Raw genomic sequence first — 17,600 nt, 5'->3', positions numbered from 1 at the left:
TTGCAGATCCCGAAACCCTGTATATAATTCGGCCTCCTTTCCCCGATAGCTCAGTCGGTAGAGCGACGGACTGTTAATCCGCAGGTCCCTGGTTCGAGTCCAGGTCGGGGAGCCAGAATTAGAAAAAGCCCAGCCATCCCCGGTTGGGCTTTTTTGCTTTGTGCGTATTGAAGAGGTTTGCTATGGCAAAGAAGAAGGAAGAACTCGATCCGGAAACCCTGGAACTCATCCAGTGGTGCATCGAAGTGGAAGGCTGGCTGGTAAAAGGCGGCGCCACGCAGGAAGAGGCGCAGGAGCATATCGAAGAGCAGGTGGAATGGTTCACGGACCTGTTCTACGAGGGCTTGACGCCAGAGGAAGCGGCCAAGGAAGCGTTGGCCTGAACAGGCGCGTCCTACCCCGGCAATGCGGACAGGATGCGGCCGCCAGCGGGCCGGGCGCCCGCTGGAAAAGTGACGCTTAGAACACGTAGCGTGCGTTCAGGGTGAAGTAGCGCCCCTGGTTGTTGTGCAGGCCCTGCAGATAACCGCTCTGCGGGGTGGCTGCGCTGTTGACGCCGGCGCCTGGGTAGTACGGGGCGGCTTTGTCGAACAGGTTGCGGATGTTCAGGTTCAGCGTAACGTTCCTGAAGCCGGTGTAGGTGTAGCCCAGGCCCACCGTGGTCCAGCTCTTCACTTCGCACTCAGGGAAGTAGTCCTCGTACAGCGGCACGGTGGTGTCGCGGTTCGCTTCCGCGTCCGTGGATTGGCGCTTGCCATAGTGACAGAACGGCTGATCGTACTTCACATCGGCGTTATAACCGCGCATCAGCGAGATCGGACCCACGTAGTTCACCGACGCGTTCACAGCGTGGTCGCCGAAGCTCCAGCTGGAAGCGATGTTGAACTTGAAGCGTGGAATGCGGGTGTTGTTGGACAGGTTCCAGTCCCACAGGCCCGGATCGTGGCCAACCGTGTTGTGCTCGATGTCGCCTGCGTTCTGCGCGATCTTGTAGCTGATCACATAGGTGGCCGACAGCTTGGTGGTCAGCGCGCCGTAAGCACCCAGCTTGTTGCGGAAGCTTGCGTCCAGGTCGATGCCGCTGGTTTCAGTGGCGCCCTGGTTCAGCCATGGCTCACGCACCATCAGCAGCGGGCCGGTGCCCGGGATCTTGTTGCCGTTCGCATCGGTCACGAAGTTGTCCGGATTGGTGTCGCGCACCACGTTGCCCGGGTTCTTGTCTTCGTTCTTCAGCGCGTCGAAGGCCGAGCCCAGGATCACTTCGCCTTCCTTGCGGATGCGGTACCAGTCGACCGTTACGCCGATGTTGGATGCGGGCGCGAGCACGAAGCCGAAGGAGTAGCTGCGGGATTTCTCAGGCTTCAGGTCCGGATTGGCGCCGCCGGTGCCGGCTGCGGACTTGTTGCAATCCTGCTCGGTCGCACCCGGCTTCGGGGTTTCCTCGTCGGTCTGGCAACGCTTCGGATCGTACAGGTTGGACAGGAAGAACTGCGCGCCGCCCGGCGTGGTCTGGTTCAGTGCCGGAGCGCGGAAGCCGCGGCTGTAGGACGCACGAACGGCGAAGGATTCGACCGGCGTCCACTTCGCGCCCAGCTGCGGCACGTAGTTGGTGTCGAGGCCGGTGTACTTGTCGGCGCGGCCGGCGGCGGACAGCTCGACCGTCTTCAGCACGGGGGCGCTCGAATTCGGCGAAGGCGGACTTCACCGTGCGCTGGCCGTGCAGGATGGTGTTGGCCAGGCCCAGGATGTTGCCGCTGGCGACCAGCTCATCCGGCACCAGGTCGATTTCTCCTGGCGCACTTCGCCGCCGAGGGCAACGCCCATGGCGCCGCCCGGCAACTGGCCGAACTGGCGGTTGGCCTTGAAATCCAGCTGGGTGATCGATGCCTTGTTATTCGAGGTGACGTCGCGGCCCAGCGTCGGGTCGGCTGCCAGCTGGGCCAGCGTGGTGCCGCTGTTCAGCTTGCGCAGGGTCGGCAGGTAGAGCTGGCCGTTGGTGGTGTCCTTGCGGCGCGCTTCGTTCCACAGCAGGGCGCTGTCGACGTCCCAGCCACCCAGGTTGCCGCGGATGCCAGCCAGGGCGCGCAGGTTATCGTTGACGTTCTTCGTGCCGCCCGCAGGTTCTCGAAGCGGTAGCCGACCGACGCGCGGGCATCGGTGAACGGGTTGTCCGGATGGCCGATCGGCAGGATCACCTGGAAGGGATCGGCGACGCCGGTAGAGGTGAAGTTGGTGACCGAGGTCTGGCCCAGCGTACGCGGTGCGCCGGTATATTCGCGCTCGCTGCGGTTGAACGAGATTTCGGAATAGGCGCGGAAGTCGCCGCCCAGCTTCAGTTCGCCATGCGACAGGAAGTTGTAATCCTTGCCGGCGCTCTGCGCTTCCAGCGTGGAAGGCAGGTCGTAGTTACAGAACTTGCGGTCGATGAATACGGACGCGGCGGACAGTCCCATGGCACGGCTGCCGGTCAGCTGCTGCGACGGATCGCAGTTCAGGGTGATGCGCAGGCGCTGGTCGCGGGTGGTCTGGGTCACGCCAAAGTTTTTCGTGCCGTTGCCGCTTTCACGGTAGAACACCGGCGAGGCGGAAACGGTGCTGCCGTATGGCGTGGCGAAGCGGCCGTTCAGTTTCTGGTACAGCTCGAATTCCACATCCTTGGCATCGCGCAGGGCGGTGCGCTCGCGCTTGGCAACGTCCAGGGTGGCGAACAGGCTGTAGCCATCTTCTTCCACATCGCCTTTGCCCCACAGAACGCTCACGCCTTTGCGCGCGAACTCGCCATCATCGTTGGCGCCGAAGCGGGCGGCAATTTCCACGCCCTTGTAGCTGGACTTGGTAATGAAGTTGATCACGCCGGCGATGGCGTCGGAACCGTAAATGGCGGACGCGCCTTCCTTCAGCGACTTCCACGCGGTCGATGGCTGAAACGGGAATGCTGTTCAGATCGTACATCGTGGAGTTGCCGTCGTTCGGGTCGGCGTAGGCGCCCGGGGTCATGCGGCGGCCGTTCAGCAGGACGAGGGTGGAAGTGGAGGTCAGGCCGCGCAGCGATGCCGTGGAAGCGCCGCGGGCGAAGCCGCCGTCGGTGGTGTCGAAATTGCCGTCGCTGCCCATTGCCGGGATCAGTTTCATCAGTTCCTGGACGGTGGCCGCGCCGGTGTCCTTGATGTCCTGCGCGGTGATGGTCTGGACGACGCTCGTTGTTTCCTTGGCGGTGCGCTTCAGGTTGGAGCCGGTAACGTAGACAGTTGCGGTTGGCTGGGTGGCTGCTTGTTGAGCCAGGGCCAGATCGCTTGCGCCGAATGCCAGGATGATGGCAAGTGCGCCTTGCTTGAGGCTGGGATGCTTGATCAAAATTACTCCGTGCGATTCATGAATGATTCGCGCCGCGGACGGCGCACGCACGACGGATCATCGATCCGCCGTGTTTGCCCTTTGCAGAGCCGCATGACTATCGCAACAATGTGAAACCAATGCAAAAAAATTGTTAAATTAAGTTAAGAATTGTTGCAGTTCTGTGACACAGTTACCGAAAGGAGTGCGGCGAACAGCGCTCACTGGTTGCGCTGACTTAGCATAGATCGCCAAGCGTCGTATGGCTGAAATCGTATAGCGGGTATATAATGCGCGCTCATTTTTTAAGCTGCTTGATAAGGCAGCATTAAATGTTAAAAAATACCAGTTTTACTCGGCGACAAGACCAGGGAGGACAGGAGACATCACCTTCATGAACAACTAGGAATCAGAATGATCAAACTGTCCAAGATGCACAAACGTCTCCTGGCTCTGTCCGCAGTCATGCCCCTGGCCGCTATCGCGCAGGAAGCACAGCCGGAAGCCGGCAAGCTGGAAGTGGTGACCGTCACCGCTCAGCGCCGCGCTGAAAATATCCGCGAAGTTCCCGTCTCCGTGTCGATGATCAAGGATGAGAAGCTGGACATCCTGCTGTCCGGCGGCCAGGACATTCGCGTACTGGCTGGCAAGACTCCGTCGCTGAATATCGAATCCTCGACCGGCCGCGTGTTCCCACGCTTCTACATCCGCGGCTACGGCAATGCCGACTTCAGCGTCTTTGCATCGCAACCAGTTTCCCTGATTTATGACGACATCGTGCAGGAAAACCCGATCCTGAAGGGCTTCCCGATGTTCGACCTGGCCGGCGTGGAAGTGCTGCGCGGCCCGCAGGGCACGCTGTTCGGCCGCAACACCCCGGCCGGCGTGGTCAAGTTTGAATCCGCCAAGCCTTCGCTGAAGGGCATCGAGGGTTACTACAACCTGTCCTATGGCACCCACGGCACCGCCAATATCGACGGCGCGGCCAATATTCCGCTGTCGAAGGAATGGGCAATGCGCGTTTCCACGCTGCGCGGCCACCGTGACGATTACGTCTCCAACACCTTCACCGGCGAGAAGGATGCGCTGGAAGGCTATAACGAACACGCCGAGCGCGTGCAGTTCCTGTACCAGCCGAACGGCCAGTTCAACGCCCTGTTCAACGTGCACCAGCGCACCACGACCGGCAACTCCCGCCTGTTCCGCGCCAATATCATCAAGAAGGGCACCAACGATTTCGTGGACGGCTACGATGACGAGAAGATCGCCATCAATGGCCAGGAAGGCCAGCGCCTGCAAACCCGCGGCGCCAACGTCCGCCTGAGCTGGGACCTGGGCCAGCACAAGCTGTACTCGATCACCGGCTACGAAACCATCAGCAAGTACGATTCGCGCGGCGACATCGACGGCGGCAACCCGACCAATGCACCGGCCGTGCCGTTCCAGGTGGAGACCGCCAGCTTCGTGCCTGACCTGAAGCAGTACTCGCAGGAATTCCGCGTCGAATCGAAATACGTTGGTCCGCTGAACTGGCAGGCCGGCCTGTACTACTTCGACGAAGACGGCACCGCCGGCCAGGACAACTACAACGTCGCCGGCACCCGTACCAGCCGCGTGCAGTCCCAGCAGAAGAACAAGGCCTGGGCGGCTTTCGGTTCCGTGAACTACGCCGTGAACGACGCGTTCACCGTGCGCGGCGGCCTGCGCTACACCAACGACAAGAAAGAGTTCAACACGCTGGAAGCCACAAATATCGTGCTGGTGGGCCCGCGCGGTGTCGAAGAGAGCAAGCACAAGCTGAACTGGGACCTGAGCGGCACCTACAAGCTGAACAGCGACGTGAGCGTGTACGCCCGCGTTGCGACCGGCTTCCGCGCACCGTCCATCGCTGCCGCTTCGACCTCGGTGCCGATCACCGTGGCTGACGCTGAAACCATCACGTCCTACGAAGCCGGCGTGAAGGCCGACCTGTGGAACCGCCGTGCCCGCGCTTCCCTGAGCGTGTACGACTACGATGTGAAGAACCAGCAGCTGACCGTGGTCGGCGGCAATTCGAACGTGACCCGCCTGATCAACGCAGCCAAGACCAAGGGCCGCGGCGTGGAAGGCGAAATCGAAGGCTTCGTCACCAACGATTTCAAGGTGTCCGCATCGGCTTCCTACAACTTCACCGAACTGCGCGATCCTGCGCTGTCCGTCAACAAGTGCCCGACCTGCACCGTGCTCGATCCGATCAACGCGGCCGGCCGTGTCGTCATCGACGGCAATTCGCTGCCGCAGGCGCCGAAGTGGATCCTGAACGCCACCGCCCGCTACAACTACCCGCTGGCCGACGGCAACCTGTTCGTGCTGACCGACTGGTCCTGGCGCTCGAAAGTGAACTTCTTCCTGTACGAAGCAGCTGAATTCACCGGCAAGCCACTGACCGAAGGCGGCGTCCGCGTGGGCTACAACTGGCAGGGCGGCAAGTATGAAGTGGCTGTCTTCGGCCGCAACATCACCGACCAGCAGCGCATCACCGGCGCCATCGACTTCAACAACCTGACCGGCTTCACCAACGAGCCGCGCCAGTGGGGCGTGCAGTTCAAAGGTTCCTTCTAAAGGACTTGCCGCCTGACACTGGACAGGCGGTTCGAGGCTGTATATGATATGGCCTCTTTTCCCTGATAGCTCAGTCGGTAGAGCGACGGACTGTTAATCCGCAGGTCCCTGGTTCGAGTCCAGGTCGGGGAGCCAGAATTCAAAAGCCTCGTGAGCGATCACGGGGCTTTTTTCATTTCCTTGTCAGTTTGTCCAGTACCTCGGCGGCGTTGGTGTTCTTCGGTTCCAGTTCGACGGCGCGCTGGTAGGCGGCCGTGGCTTTTTCCTTGTCGCCCTGCGCCAGGTAGAGCTCGCCCATCGAGTCGTACAGGTTGCCGTCTTGCGGAAAGAGGCTGGCGGCCAGCTTGAGGACGGCGATGCCGGTTGCGGGCTGGCCGGCTTCCGCATACTGGTAGGCCAGCATGTTCAGGCCGTTGCCATCGTCCGGTTTGCCGCTGCGCGCGAGGAGGGCGGTGACGTTTGCCAGCGCGGCATCGTCGCCTTTGCGGCGGATTTCCGCGGTCAGCAAATCGTGGAGCGACGGCTTGGGTGGCGCGACAGGCTTGCCGTATAGTGCGTCGCTGAAATCGCTGCGCATCCTGTAGATTTCCGGGCCTTTGTTGCCATTGCCTTCGTTGAGGAAGATCAGCACCAGCTTGCCGTCCTCCGGATAGCGCGTAACGAGCGTGCGGAAGCCGTTGGCGTTGCCGCCGTGTTCATGCACCAGGCGGGCTTTGCCGGCAATGGTGCGCGTGCCGATCAGCCATCCGTAGCCGTAGCCAAGGTCGCCCCAGACGTCGTCCTTGACATAAGGCGTAAACATCAGCCGCTTCGATTCGGGTTTGAGCAACTTGTCGCCGGCCAGCGCACGATCAAGCTTGAAGAAGTCGCCGACAGTGCTGGCCACGCCGCCACCGGCGCCCACGTTGGGAATCCAGAGCGGGGCGGCGGGCTGATAGGAGCCAAGCGCGCGCACGTAGCCGGACGCCTTGTGCGGAATGATGCGGTCGGGGGCGTCGTAGGCGGTTTCGCGCATTGCGAGCGGGTGCAGGATCATCTCGTCCAGCGCTGTGCCGAACGGCTTGCCGGTCTGCTTTTCAACCACCCAGCCCAGTAGCGTGTAGTTAGAGCTGCTGTAGTGCCCCTGACTGCCCGGTTCGAATTCCAACGGACGGTTCATGATCGCCAGGAAGTCCGCCTTCGGCACTTTTTCGCCAAGGCGATTGGCCCAGAAGCCGGGGAAGTTGGCGTAATCGACGATGCCTGAGGTGTGGTTCAGCAATTGGTGCAGGGTGACGCGGTTGCCGATTTCCGGCGCGAGCTCCGGCACGTACTGGCCGATCTTGTCGTCGAGGCTTAGCTTGCCTTGTTCGGCCAGTTGCAGGATCAGGGTGGCGGTGAACTGCTTGGTGAGGGAGGCGATCCGGAAGACCGTATGCGTGGTGTGCGGCACGTTCCATTCGCGGTTTGCCAGGCCGAAGGCGCGCTGGTAGACGATCTTGCCATTGTCCGCGACCAGTACGGCGCCATCGAGCTGGCCGAGGGCGTGGTAGCTGGTGGCGATGCGGTCCAGTGCCTGCACGCGCTTGTCGGGCGCTGCTGCCGCGGCGGCGCCCGCCAGGCAAGCGAGCACGGCGGCCAGGGCGATCCGGATAGGCTTCATTGGAAGAGTCCTTGGAGTTGGTATGTGCGTGACTGTACGCGACCGGCCACGGCCAGCCAATTCCTGCGCGACGAAAGCCGGCAAACGAGGAATAGACGGCAAAAATCGGGCCATCCGCGCGCCGCGCCCGTATAGGGAGGGGCACTTGATTTTTCGGTTTTTAGCGTGAAAGAATCAGGTATCAGGGCGAGCTAGTACCTGACTCACCAAAGGCCAGTGTGGTATTAACTCGGACGGCAATCAGGCTTGAACTGGCTTGATGTATCCAAATTTGTTGAGCGCCTTGAACCAGCGCGGGGCATTGCGCTGCACCGACATGGCCTCATAATCGGCACTGCTATCGCGATAAGGTTGTTCGCGCCTGAGGATGTAATAGATGGTGCGCAGCATCTTGTGAGCGACGGCGACGATAGCGCGCTTATACCCTCGTCGCAATTTCATGGCTTGAACTTCAATTTGAAGACGCATTTGGTGCGGCTGGCAGCATGTGCAAACTCGCACAGCAGGCGACGGATGTAGTTGTTGCCTTTGCCGGCCTTGCCAGTTTTCCGCTTACCAGCAGATTCGTTATTGCCCGGACAGATACCCACCCAGGAGGCGAGGCGGTCAGCGCTGTTGAACAGCGACATGTCAGTACCGATTTCTACCAGCAGCATGGCTGCGCCTATTAGATCGATACCGGGCATGGTCTGCAGCAATTTTAGCTTGGGCTGCTCATTGGCCAGTTCGCTGAGCAGGCGTGCGTCGAAGCGAGCGATGCGTGCCTCAATTTCGTCGATATGTCGCATTAGCTCATCCAGTACAAAGCGGTGACTCCGGCTCAAGTCTCCTTGCACAGCGTCGAACAGTTCTTCTCTGCTGGCTTTAAAGCGGCGCCCAGCCAGATCGAGTATTTCATGGGGCGCCTTACCTACAATAATGGCTTTGACCATGGCACGGGCCGATTGTCCAAACACATCGCTGACGACGACACTCAGGCGGATGCCGCCATCGCTCAGTATTTTATGCAGGCGATTCTTTTCCGAAGCTAGTTGGCCAACCAGTTTTTGTCGTTGTCGCGCGATAAGACGCAATTCGCGCAATGCAGTGGGTGGCACGAAAGAGGCGCGTAGCAGGCCTGCCCGCGCCAGCATGGCCAGCCAATGCGCGTCTGCCACATCGGTTTTTCGCCCAGGGACATTCTTGACGTGACGCGCATTGACCACTTTGGCCTGAATGCCCACCATTTCCAGCGCTGCATAAGGGCTCTTCCAGTAAATGCCGGTACTTTCCATCACGACTTCGTCAGGCTTCAGAGCGGCTGCCCAAGCTGCGAGCTCCTGGCGATGTCGCTTGAAGGCACCAAATTGCCGCTGCTCAATCCGTTGCGTACCGTCGGCTTCCTCAATTAAGGCGCAGGCAGTGATTTGGCTCTGGTGCACATCCAGGCCAATCACGCGTTTGTAGAGTGTTTGCAGTTCCACATGACCTCCCGCTGTTTTACACTGATGGAGGAAAGCGGCGGATGTGGCCTGAAGTCTGCCTGAGGGCACCGAAGCGCCCACGGCCTTTTTAGCGTGCGCTCTCTAGGAAGCAATCCGGGGTACGGATCAGGTCAAGGGATCATGTTACTAACGGGGTCTGACCGCCAAAAAACACAACGATCTCGATCCGCCGCTTTCTCTCCCCAGTCTAGTTTCTTTCATCCTCCGGGGCGGCGGTGTGCTCCGCCATGCCTGTTACTAAAACGCGATATCCCTTGCTACTCCGTGCTGGTCGTCGCTATTGCGTCGGAGTTTGCGCTAGTCGGGGAACTAATTCGCGCTGCCCCACTCCAATGAACACAGGCCACAAGCATTTAGTGCCGATTCGCGTTCTGAAGGGAAATTTTAGTAACAGCCAGTACGTTTTAGCAGGCATTGGAAGGAAGTAGTAGCGCTTAGTAAAACCGACTTTTGGAGACCCATCATGTCTACGCTCCATTACCCGATTCGCTTGCCCAGCGATCTGTTGGAAACCCTGGGCGAATTCACCGGCCAATGCTGGTCGGATTCTTTAGCACTGGAGCCGTTTATTTGCGAGGCGATACGCAACTACGTACGGCCGGCAGCGGCGGCCGAGGCGCAGCCAGCGGAACCGTCCGGGACCGGATACCAATGGAAGCAGGTCTTCCTTCCCGATGGAACACGGTTGCGCGCCAGCTTTGGCGGTCACAAATATTTCGCGAAGGTGGAAGGCGGCGAAATCAAGTATGGCGAGCATGCGATGTCGCCGTCGCGCTTTGCAAATCTTCAGGGCAGCGGCAATCGCAATGCATGGAAGGCCGTCTGGCTCTGCTTGCCCGGCAGTGAAGAATGGCTGCTGGCCGATGTCTGCCGGTCAGCGCGAATAGCGGCGATAGCGCGCCTGATTGGAGACAGTGCTCTGGCCGAGCGCCGGTCGCAAGAGCGGGAGCGGCGCGTTGCGGAGCGCCGCGCAGCCCCCGGCGCGGCTGGCGGTAGGCGCAGTTTTGATCTGCGGCCCCCACGCCAAACCAAGCCAGCCGCGCCGGACGCTCCGGTTGCAATGAATAGCAATGGCATGCAGCGCAAGAGCGGCGGCGGACGAGATGGCCGCCGCAAGCGCCGTGCGGCGAACCGTTCTCCCGGCAATCCGTCATGAATCAATTAAAAGCCCGGCCCTGCACTTAGGGTTTTGTACTTTTGGTAATATATTTCTCTCTGAACCTATATTGCCAGGGCTTACTTGCATAAACTCTCGACCTCGATTGCTGATCGCCGCGTCCTGCTTCCGAACGAGGCGCGACTGGTTGATCAATCACGTCAGGCGGTGCTGACTGAGCGGCATCTGTTGCCGGTTCTGACTGAGCTGGAAGCCTTTTTTCTGGCAGTGCGGTCGCAAGTCGATGCGCAATTGGAGTTTTCGCTGCCCATCAAGAAGGGGCGGCCGTATCCCTACGGCCAATGCCTGGAAATCTCCCAGGCCGCCCAGCGGCAGTTGCAGCGGCAGGACTTGCATACGCTGGCGTTGAGCCCATCCGCTCAGTCGGGGCGAACGGCCTTCCTGGCGTTTCGCCGGGCGGGAGGCGAGTTGCGCCAGGTCTGGGGCGATTTGCGCGGCGAATTCTTCCAGAACGCCTTTCAATTGGGAACGCTGTATCTGGATGTCTCCAATGACACCGTGACGCCCACCAAGCCCAAGGTGGAAATACTTCCCTTCACCGAAGCGCGCTTCGTACCGATTGCCGACTACAGGCATTTTGCGCGCGTCGCAGAGCGCTACTGGCAAGTGCAGGTTTATCCGAACCATTTGCTGCCCGAATGGGCGCCGTATTGTCCGCTGCTTTATGTCGCGGTGGACGGCCGGGTGATGCTGGGCGAGGCTACCTTGTATATGGTGTCGCTGACGCAGACGGGGCGGTTCGAGCCGAGCGAGGCGGTGCTGTGCGATGCAGCCATGCCGTCTGATTTGTTCAAAAGAGCCAGGGCAGGGCTGGCAGACATCGCCGGGACGCTGCCGGACAATCCGGAGCATGGGCGCGACCTGGCGTTGCGCGCCTGCCGGGATTATCGCCGCAAGCGGTGGCATGTCTCCGGACGCAGCATTGCTGATGTCATCAGGTCTGTGGCGGCGATCAACGATACTTTGCTTCCCGAGACTGCGCTGCGGCCAATCACGGTTCACTCCACACACATTTCCTTTGCCACGAAGGTCCAGAACATGAGCACCAGTGAATTCATTAAGATCGACGGCGTTGAATATAGCCTGTCCAGCCTCTCCGAAGCGGCGCGCCGAGAACTGGCGATGCTGCAAGCGACCGACGCCAAGCTTGCGGAATTGCAGCGTGATGTGGCGATTAACCAGACTGCACGCAACGCCTATGCAAACGCATTGGCGGCGTTATTGCCGCCGGCATAGTCCTCAGCGGGTAAATGGCGTGTTGTTGATCGACTTTTCCGGGCTCTCGAAGTTGGTGGGCTGGCCTTGCAGATAGTGACGTGCGTTTTCGACGCCGGCGCCGCTGACGACTGCCTGCATGACGCTATCGTTCGCAATCGTCCATTCCTTGAACGCGGCATCCTGCGCGGGCAGGCGGCGCAGTTCGGCCAGCAGTTCGTTGCGGTCTACCCCGGCCAACAGACGCTCCTGCCATTCGGTGGCCCACGCGGCCATGGCGGGATCGCGCCGGTTGTGGGCCAGCATATTGAGAGCCTGGCGCGACTTGGCACTGTTGCCGGCGTAAGCGTGCATGAGTGCGGCGGCGCGGGCGTATTCGCTGACTTCGCGTCCATTGCTCAAGGCTAGCTGCGCGGCCGTCATGGCTGTTTCAGTGAGCTCCTCGCCGGAATCGAGTTCGCTGCGGAGCAATGCATAAGCCGGTTCGGCCGATGCCGCGTCGGCATTGACGGCGTCGACCAGGTGACGGCGGGCAGCTTCCAGCGTGCTGGCCTTGGCGGCGCCCTGTTGCTGGCTCGCGATGCGCAGGTTTGCCAGGCCCAGCAGATAAAGGGCTTCTGAATTGCCTTTGTCTTCGCGGACGAGCGTGCTCAGGTAGGGAATGGCGTCCTGCGGATTGCCCCAGTCGATCTGGGCGCGGCTGAGTGCGGCGCGGGCCAGCGGGTGATTGGGGGTGCCGCCGGGATTGGCGATCATCTTGCGCAGCAGGGCTTCGCCGGTGGCGCGGCTGGGGCAAGCTCTCAGCCTGGCATCCATCATCACATAGCTGGTCACCGCGTCGGGCAGGCCGGTAAATGTAATCTGGGCGGTGGGCAGGGTGGGCACTGCCACCTGCATTACCTGGGCAGAGGTACGGCGATAGCGCCACAGTATCTCGCCGAGCTGGTCCGGCTTGATGCCGTAGGCCGTTTCGAAAGCCTTGGCGTTGGACACGGCGCCGTTGGCCAGGTTGAGGTAGCGCGCCAGCCGGGTGCGGTTCTCTTCCGAAGACAGCATGAAGTGAGTCAGCAGCCACGAACGGGCCGTGAATTCCAGCTTGACCCCGGCCTCGCCTGCGTAATTGTGACCCTTGCTGTCGTTGTCGTCGAACACGTCGGCATAGGTCAGGCTGTAGCGGTGGCCGTCTTCGATGAAGTTCAGGTAGCGCCCGATGTTGAGGGGCGTTTTGCCGACGACCAGTTGATTGTCGGAGAAGCGGGCATTGGCAAAATACTGCGCGAAGCCCTCGATGAACGAGAGCGGCGCGCGGATGTCGGTATGGCGGTACAGGAAGTGGCGGGCATAGCCTTCGAAGAGGAAGGACAGGGTGTCGTTGGCCGGGGCCGTGATCAGGCGCGCATTCTCGATCTGAACAATGGGGTCGAGCTTTACGCCGGCAGCCTGCACGCCCCCGCTGCAACTGTTGTACAGGCCGATGGCGTCGGCGGGCGCCTTGCCGGCGTGCTCGGCCAGGGCGCCGACCTTGTTGTGGTAATACAGGGTGAGCTTGGGTTCGCGCGGTTGGGCCTTGAAGTAGGCGCTGGTATAGACGCGCAGCAGGAAATCCAGGCGCTCCATATTGTGCAAGAGCTCGGCGACGTCCGGCTGGGAAGCGTCGGAATAAACCACGAAGTGCTGGCTTTCTGCCTTGAACCACACGGACGGGTTTTTCTGGCCCTGGACCGTGATGCGCTGCTCTGCCGGCGCCGGGCTGGCCTGCTGGGCGCTGGCCGTGTGCGCGCACAGCAGGGTCAGCGCGGCGATGGCTGTGGCGCCTCGCAAGGCATCGATCACGTCAGGGCGGGGCGGCATGGTGGGATTCTTCATCAGCACAAGTCTTTCCTTTTTAACCAGACGATGCTAAACGACAGGTGCGCAGCCGCAAAGCCCCGTGCCGTGGCGTGAGAAAAAATATAAGTGGCGATGGCGGTTTTCGCTATTGGCGTGGTGCTGTGAATACATAGCATTTTTGGCATAGTTTGCGTGAAATAAGTGATAGGTCTTCGCAGCTGCTTGAGTTGGATAATTTTCGGATTTATAAGATAAGGAGGCAGGATGGGCGTGAATGTGACGCGGCGGCAGTTGATGGTGTCGCTTGGGCTGGCGGCGGCTTTTCCGGGGCTGGCAGGGGCGACGGTGACCGCCACCGCGCGCGGCAATCGCGAGGATCTCGAACTTTGGTACGACAAGCCCGCCGGTCCGTGGCTGGAGGCGCTGCCGGTCGGGAATGGCCGGCTGGGGGTCATGGTCTATGGCCGCGTGGCCCAGGAGCGCCTGCAGCTGAATGAGGACACCTTGTTCGCCGGCGGTCCGAACGATTCGAATCCGACGGACATGCTGGCGGCGCTGCCGCGCGTCCGCGCGCTGATCGATGAAGGCAAGTTCAAGGAAGCGCATGATCTGTGCGGCTCCAAGATGATTGCGCACCAGCAGATGCCTTATGGCGCGGCCGGAGATCTTTTGCTGGACTTTGTGCGTCCGCTCGCTGCCTCCGGCTATCGTCGTTCCCTCAGCCTGGATACGGCGATTTGCCTGACGCGCTTTGCTGCAGGCAGCGCGAAGTATTCACGGGAAGTCTTTGTCAGCCAGCCGGATCAGGTGGTGGTGATGCGCCTGACCGCGTCCGGTGGCGGGACGCTGGACTTTGATGTGGGTTATCGCCATCCGGATAAAGCTAAGTATGGCGAGACCAAGTACGACGGCTCGGGTGGCGCGCAGGCGGCCAGTGCGCCTGGCGCTGCGGGCGCGGCTAGTGAACGCGAGGCGTTGCGGGCGGGGGAACGGCCGGCGGGCCTGGTGGTGCACGCGGACGGGGATGGCGCGCTGCTGATTGAGGGGCGCAATATTGAATCGTCGGGCGTGCTGGCGGCGCTGAAGTATGCGGTGCGCGTGCAGGCTGTGGGCGACGGCAAAGTTACGGTCGAAGGCGACCGCCTTCAAGTGCGGGGCGCGCGCAATGTGACGCTGCTGATCGGCGCAGCTACGAGCTATGTGAACTTTGATGACGTGAGCGGCGATCCGGTTGCCAGGGTGCGCGGCCAGACCAGCGCGGCGGCCCGCAAGACCTATGCGCGCCTGCGCGACGATCACGTGAAGGCTCATCAGGCGCTGTTCCGGCGGCTGTCGATTCGGCTGGGCGGTGCGGGGAGCGCGGCGACTTTGGGCGGCAAGCCGACAAACGAGCGCATCGCGGCAGCGGAGACGGCCGACGATCCGGCGCTGGCCGCACTGTACGTGCAGTACGCGCGCTATCTTCTGATCTCCAGTTCGCGCCCCGGCAGCGAGCCTGCCAACCTGCAGGGACTCTGGAACGAAGGCACCAATCCGCCGTGGGGCAGCAAGTACACCATCAACATCAACACGCAGATGAACTACTGGCCCGCCGGTCCGGCCAACCTCGGCGAATGTGTGGAACCTGTGCTGCGCATGGTCGAAGGCCTGGCCGTCACCGGCGCCGTGACTGCGCAGAAGTGCTACGGCGCGCGCGGCTGGGTCACCCATCACAACACGGACCTGTGGCGCGCTTCGGCGCCGATCGATGGCCCGCTGTGGGTATCTGGCCCAGCGGCGGCGCGTGGCTATGCAAGACGTTGTGGGACCACTACGACTACCACCGCGACGAAGCATGGCTGCGCCGCATTTACCCGCTGCTGAAAGGCGCGTCGCAATTCTTCGTCGATACGCTGGTCGAAGACCCGAAGGGACGCGGCCTGGTCACGTCCCCCTCGATCTCGCCCGAAAACAAACACCCGGCCGATGTGGCCATTTGCGCCGGTCCGGCCATGGACCGCCAGATCCTGCGCGACCTGTTCGCCAATACCTTGACCGCGCACGGCCTGCTGAAGGACAGCGACGCCGAATTCGCCACGGCCGTCGCCGCGGCAAAGTCGCGCCTCCCGGCGGATCGCATCGGTGCCCAGGGCCAGTTCCAGGAATGGCTGGAAGACTGGGACGCCGAAGCGCCGGAGCAACAGCATCGCCACGTATCGCACCTGTACGCCGTGTATCCGTCCGAGCAGGCCAATCTGCGCGACACGCCGGAACTGGTGAAGGCGGCGAAGGTCACGCTCAACACGCGCGGTGACAAGTCCACCGGCTGGGCCACCGCCTGGCGCCTGGCCCTGTGGGCGCGCATGGGCGAAGGCGACCGCGCGCACTCCATCCTGCTTGGCTTGCTCGGCCCGGAGCGCACCTATCCGAATATGTTCGACGCCCACCCGCCGTTCCAGATCGACGGCAACTTCGGCGGCACGGCCGGCATCCTCGAAATGTTCCTGCAATCGTGGGGCGGGGAAGTGCATGTGCTGCCGGCGCTGCCGTCGGCATGGCCGGAAGGCGCCGTGTACGGGGTGCGTGCACGGGGCGGCATCGAGGCGGATGTGGAATGGACTGGCGGGAAGCTGAAGCGGCTGGCGCTGCGCGGTAAGCCCGGCACCACGGTGCCGGTGCGCTATCGGGGCCGCGTCGCCGGCGTGACGCTCGACGCGCGCGGGCGTGCAGAGTTCAGGCCAGCTTGAACACGCGCACCGACTGAGACAGTTCCTGTGAGCGGTCGCGCAGCACGCTGGCGGCGGCCGCCATTTGCTCCACCAGTGCGGCATTCTGCTGGGTGGCGTTGTCCATCTGCGTGACGGCCTCGCCGACCTGGCTCACGCCCGTGCTTTGCTCGCTGCTGGCAACGCTGATTTCGGCCACGATTTCCGTCACGCGGCGGATGCTTTGTACGACTTCGTTCATGGTCTCGCCAGCCTTGTCCACCAGGTTGGCGCCGGATTCCACGCGCTGCACGCTGTCCGTGATCAGGCTCTTGATCTGGCGCGCCGCTTCGGCGCTGCGGCCGGCAAGCGAACGTACCTCGCCTGCCACCACGGCAAAGCCGCGTCCCTGTTCGCCGGCGCGCGCCGCTTCAACCGAGGCATTCAGGGCCAGGATATTGGTCTGGAAGGCGATGCCGTCGATGACGTTGATGATGTCCGCGATCTTGTGGCTGGAGTCGCTGATGCCGCGCATCGTATCGACTACCTGCGACACCACTTCGCCGCCTTGCGCCGCCACCGCGCTGGCCTCCTGCGCCAGCCTGTTGGCCTGGCGCGCATTGTCCGCATTCTGGCGCACCGTGGTGTTCAGCTCTTCCATCGACGCTGCCGTCTCCTGCAGCGCACTGGCCTGGCTTTCGGTGCGCGCACTCAGGTCCTGGTTGCCCTGGGCGATTTCGGTGGAGGCGTTGAGCACGGCATCGGAACCGTCACGCACCTGGCGCACCACGCCGGCCAGCGAGGCCTGCATGTGCTGCAGGGAGTTCAGCAGCTGCGCGATTTCGTCCTTGCCATCGACCTTGATCTGGCGGCCCAGATCGCCCTTTGCCACGGCCTCCGCTGCGTTGACCGCCGCGTGCATGGAGCGCGTGATGTTCTGCACCAGGTGGTAGCCGACAAAGCAGGCGAGGACGATACCGATCACCATAGAGGCGAGGGAGATGGTGTGCAGGGTGGCGCCACGGGCAACGGCGGCGTCGTATTCGTCCTTGGCGATGCTGGTTTGCAGTTTGATTAACGTATCCAGCGTTTCCGCGACGGGTGTATTCAGCTTGCGCAGCTTTTGCACCACGTATTCGCGGGTTTTGTCCAGGTCTCCAGCCTGCAGCGCGGAGATGGCGGGGTTGATGCCCTCGGTGAGCAGCTTGCCGTACGTTTCTTCGAATTTTGCCGCCAGCTTGCCTTCTTCTTCGGTCAGATGGCTGGCGCGGTAGGACTTCCAGGCCTTGTCGATAACATCCATATTTTCGCTGATCTGCTTCAGCGTGGCGGGGATCGCTTCAGGTTTTGCATCGAGTACGGCGTAGGCGAGGGCGATGCGGTTGCGCAGATTCTGGCGGTTGACGGAAGCCAGGTAGGCGGTGGGCACGGTGCGGTCCTCGTACACCGCCCGCAAGGCCTCGTTGGACTTGCTCGTGCCGTACAGCCCAATGCCGCCAAGGATTGCCAGCAGCAGAGACATGAAGCCGACCAGCAGGAACAGACGCACCGAGATCTTCAATTGATTCATTATCTTGTCTCCCCGATAAGTGTTTTCTCTTTGTGCGTTTCAATATACCGCAGGGGCATGGCGA

Annotated in this window: 12 protein-coding genes, 2 tRNA genes and 2 pseudogenes; 9 read left to right on the top strand and 7 right to left on the bottom strand. The window is 61.7% G+C overall.

The features are described from left to right. The first annotated feature begins 39 nt into the window (after positions 1 to 39). Both ACHMW6_RS23875 and ACHMW6_RS23870 read left to right on the top strand, forming a co-directional pair. Positions 40 to 115 (top strand) — tRNA-Asn (locus tag ACHMW6_RS23875). Between the two features lie 67 nt (positions 116 to 182). Next, complete coding sequence (locus tag ACHMW6_RS23870) at positions 183 to 383, top strand: hypothetical protein (protein WP_395400490.1); 201 nt, start codon at positions 183 to 185, stop codon at positions 381 to 383. Positions 384 to 459: 76 nt separating this feature from the next. Here ACHMW6_RS23870 and ACHMW6_RS23865 read toward each other — a convergent pair whose 3' ends face one another. Continuing rightward, positions 460 to 1,671, bottom strand: a complete 1,212-nt coding sequence (locus ACHMW6_RS23865) for a TonB-dependent receptor domain-containing protein (RefSeq protein ID WP_395400488.1) — start codon at positions 1,669 to 1,671, stop codon at positions 460 to 462. Here ACHMW6_RS23865 and ACHMW6_RS23860 point away from each other — a divergent pair. Next, positions 1,628 to 1,984, top strand: coding sequence for a hypothetical protein (locus tag ACHMW6_RS23860; protein WP_395400486.1), 357 nt, complete (start codon positions 1,628 to 1,630; stop codon positions 1,982 to 1,984). The two genes, ACHMW6_RS23865 and ACHMW6_RS23860, sit on opposite strands and share 44 nt — an antisense overlap. On the opposite strand, the gene ACHMW6_RS23855 is transcribed toward ACHMW6_RS23860, so the two are convergent. Together ACHMW6_RS23855 and ACHMW6_RS23850 are read right to left on the bottom strand one after the other, a co-directional pair. Then, positions 1,959 to 2,852: a hypothetical protein gene (locus tag ACHMW6_RS23855; protein WP_395400484.1), complete on the bottom strand. Its 894-nt coding sequence runs from the start codon at positions 2,850 to 2,852 to the stop codon at positions 1,959 to 1,961. The two genes, ACHMW6_RS23860 and ACHMW6_RS23855, sit on opposite strands and share 26 nt — an antisense overlap. Further along, positions 2,782 to 3,405 (bottom strand): TonB-dependent receptor plug domain-containing protein, encoded by a 624-nt coding sequence (locus tag ACHMW6_RS23850; RefSeq protein ID WP_395400482.1) that lies wholly within the window; start codon positions 3,403 to 3,405, stop codon positions 2,782 to 2,784. Before ACHMW6_RS23850 ends, ACHMW6_RS23855 begins: the two co-directional genes overlap by 71 nt. Before the next feature lie 342 nt (positions 3,406 to 3,747). Here ACHMW6_RS23850 and ACHMW6_RS23845 point away from each other — a divergent pair, with 342 nt between their 5' ends. After that, positions 3,748 to 5,934: a TonB-dependent receptor gene (locus tag ACHMW6_RS23845; protein WP_395400480.1), complete on the top strand. Its 2,187-nt coding sequence runs from the start codon at positions 3,748 to 3,750 to the stop codon at positions 5,932 to 5,934. A gap of 59 nt (positions 5,935 to 5,993) precedes the next feature. Continuing rightward, positions 5,994 to 6,069: transfer RNA gene (locus ACHMW6_RS23840), tRNA-Asn, on the top strand. A 37-nt stretch (positions 6,070 to 6,106) separates the two neighbouring features. Here ACHMW6_RS23840 and ACHMW6_RS23835 read toward each other — a convergent pair. Both ACHMW6_RS23835 and ACHMW6_RS23830 read right to left on the bottom strand, forming a co-directional pair. Then, positions 6,107 to 7,576, bottom strand: a complete 1,470-nt coding sequence (locus tag ACHMW6_RS23835) for a serine hydrolase (RefSeq protein WP_395400478.1) — start codon at positions 7,574 to 7,576, stop codon at positions 6,107 to 6,109. 240 nt (positions 7,577 to 7,816) lie between these two features. Further along, a pseudogene (locus ACHMW6_RS23830) lies at positions 7,817 to 9,039 on the bottom strand (IS110 family transposase). A gap of 526 nt (positions 9,040 to 9,565) precedes the next feature. Between ACHMW6_RS23830 and ACHMW6_RS23825 the strand changes: the two are divergent. Together ACHMW6_RS23825 and ACHMW6_RS23820 are read left to right on the top strand one after the other, a co-directional pair. Next, positions 9,566 to 10,216 carry a hypothetical protein gene (locus ACHMW6_RS23825; protein WP_395400476.1) on the top strand — a complete coding sequence of 217 codons (651 nt, stop codon included), beginning with the start codon at positions 9,566 to 9,568 and terminating at the stop codon, positions 10,214 to 10,216. Positions 10,217 to 10,300: 84 nt separating this feature from the next. After that, on the top strand, positions 10,301 to 11,473 hold the full coding sequence (locus ACHMW6_RS23820) for a hypothetical protein (protein WP_395400474.1): 1,173 nt from the start codon (positions 10,301 to 10,303) through the stop codon (positions 11,471 to 11,473). A gap of 3 nt (positions 11,474 to 11,476) precedes the next feature. Here the strand turns inward: ACHMW6_RS23820 and ACHMW6_RS23815 are convergent, their stop codons facing one another. After that, complete coding sequence (locus ACHMW6_RS23815) at positions 11,477 to 13,318, bottom strand: tetratricopeptide repeat protein (RefSeq protein WP_395400472.1); 1,842 nt, start codon at positions 13,316 to 13,318, stop codon at positions 11,477 to 11,479. A 228-nt stretch (positions 13,319 to 13,546) separates the two neighbouring features. Between ACHMW6_RS23815 and ACHMW6_RS23810 the strand changes: the two are divergent. Both ACHMW6_RS23810 and ACHMW6_RS23805 read left to right on the top strand, forming a co-directional pair. Next, positions 13,547 to 15,702: pseudogene (locus ACHMW6_RS23810) on the top strand (glycosyl hydrolase family 95 catalytic domain-containing protein); the annotation flags it as partial. Then, positions 15,694 to 16,008, top strand: coding sequence for a glycoside hydrolase family 95-like protein (locus tag ACHMW6_RS23805; RefSeq protein WP_395408698.1), 315 nt, complete (start codon positions 15,694 to 15,696; stop codon positions 16,006 to 16,008). The pseudogene ACHMW6_RS23810 and the gene ACHMW6_RS23805, both read left to right, overlap by 9 nt. Here ACHMW6_RS23805 and ACHMW6_RS23800 read toward each other — a convergent pair. Continuing rightward, complete coding sequence (locus tag ACHMW6_RS23800; protein WP_395400470.1) at positions 15,995 to 17,536, bottom strand: methyl-accepting chemotaxis protein; 1,542 nt, start codon at positions 17,534 to 17,536, stop codon at positions 15,995 to 15,997. The two genes, ACHMW6_RS23805 and ACHMW6_RS23800, sit on opposite strands and share 14 nt — an antisense overlap. Positions 17,537 to 17,600: the final 64 nt, after the last annotated feature.

This window comes from Pseudoduganella sp. UC29_106, assembly GCF_044055365.1.
Classification (GTDB): Bacteria; Pseudomonadota; Gammaproteobacteria; order Burkholderiales; family Burkholderiaceae_D; genus Rugamonas.
This window is presented reverse-complemented; position numbering and strand designations above follow the sequence as displayed.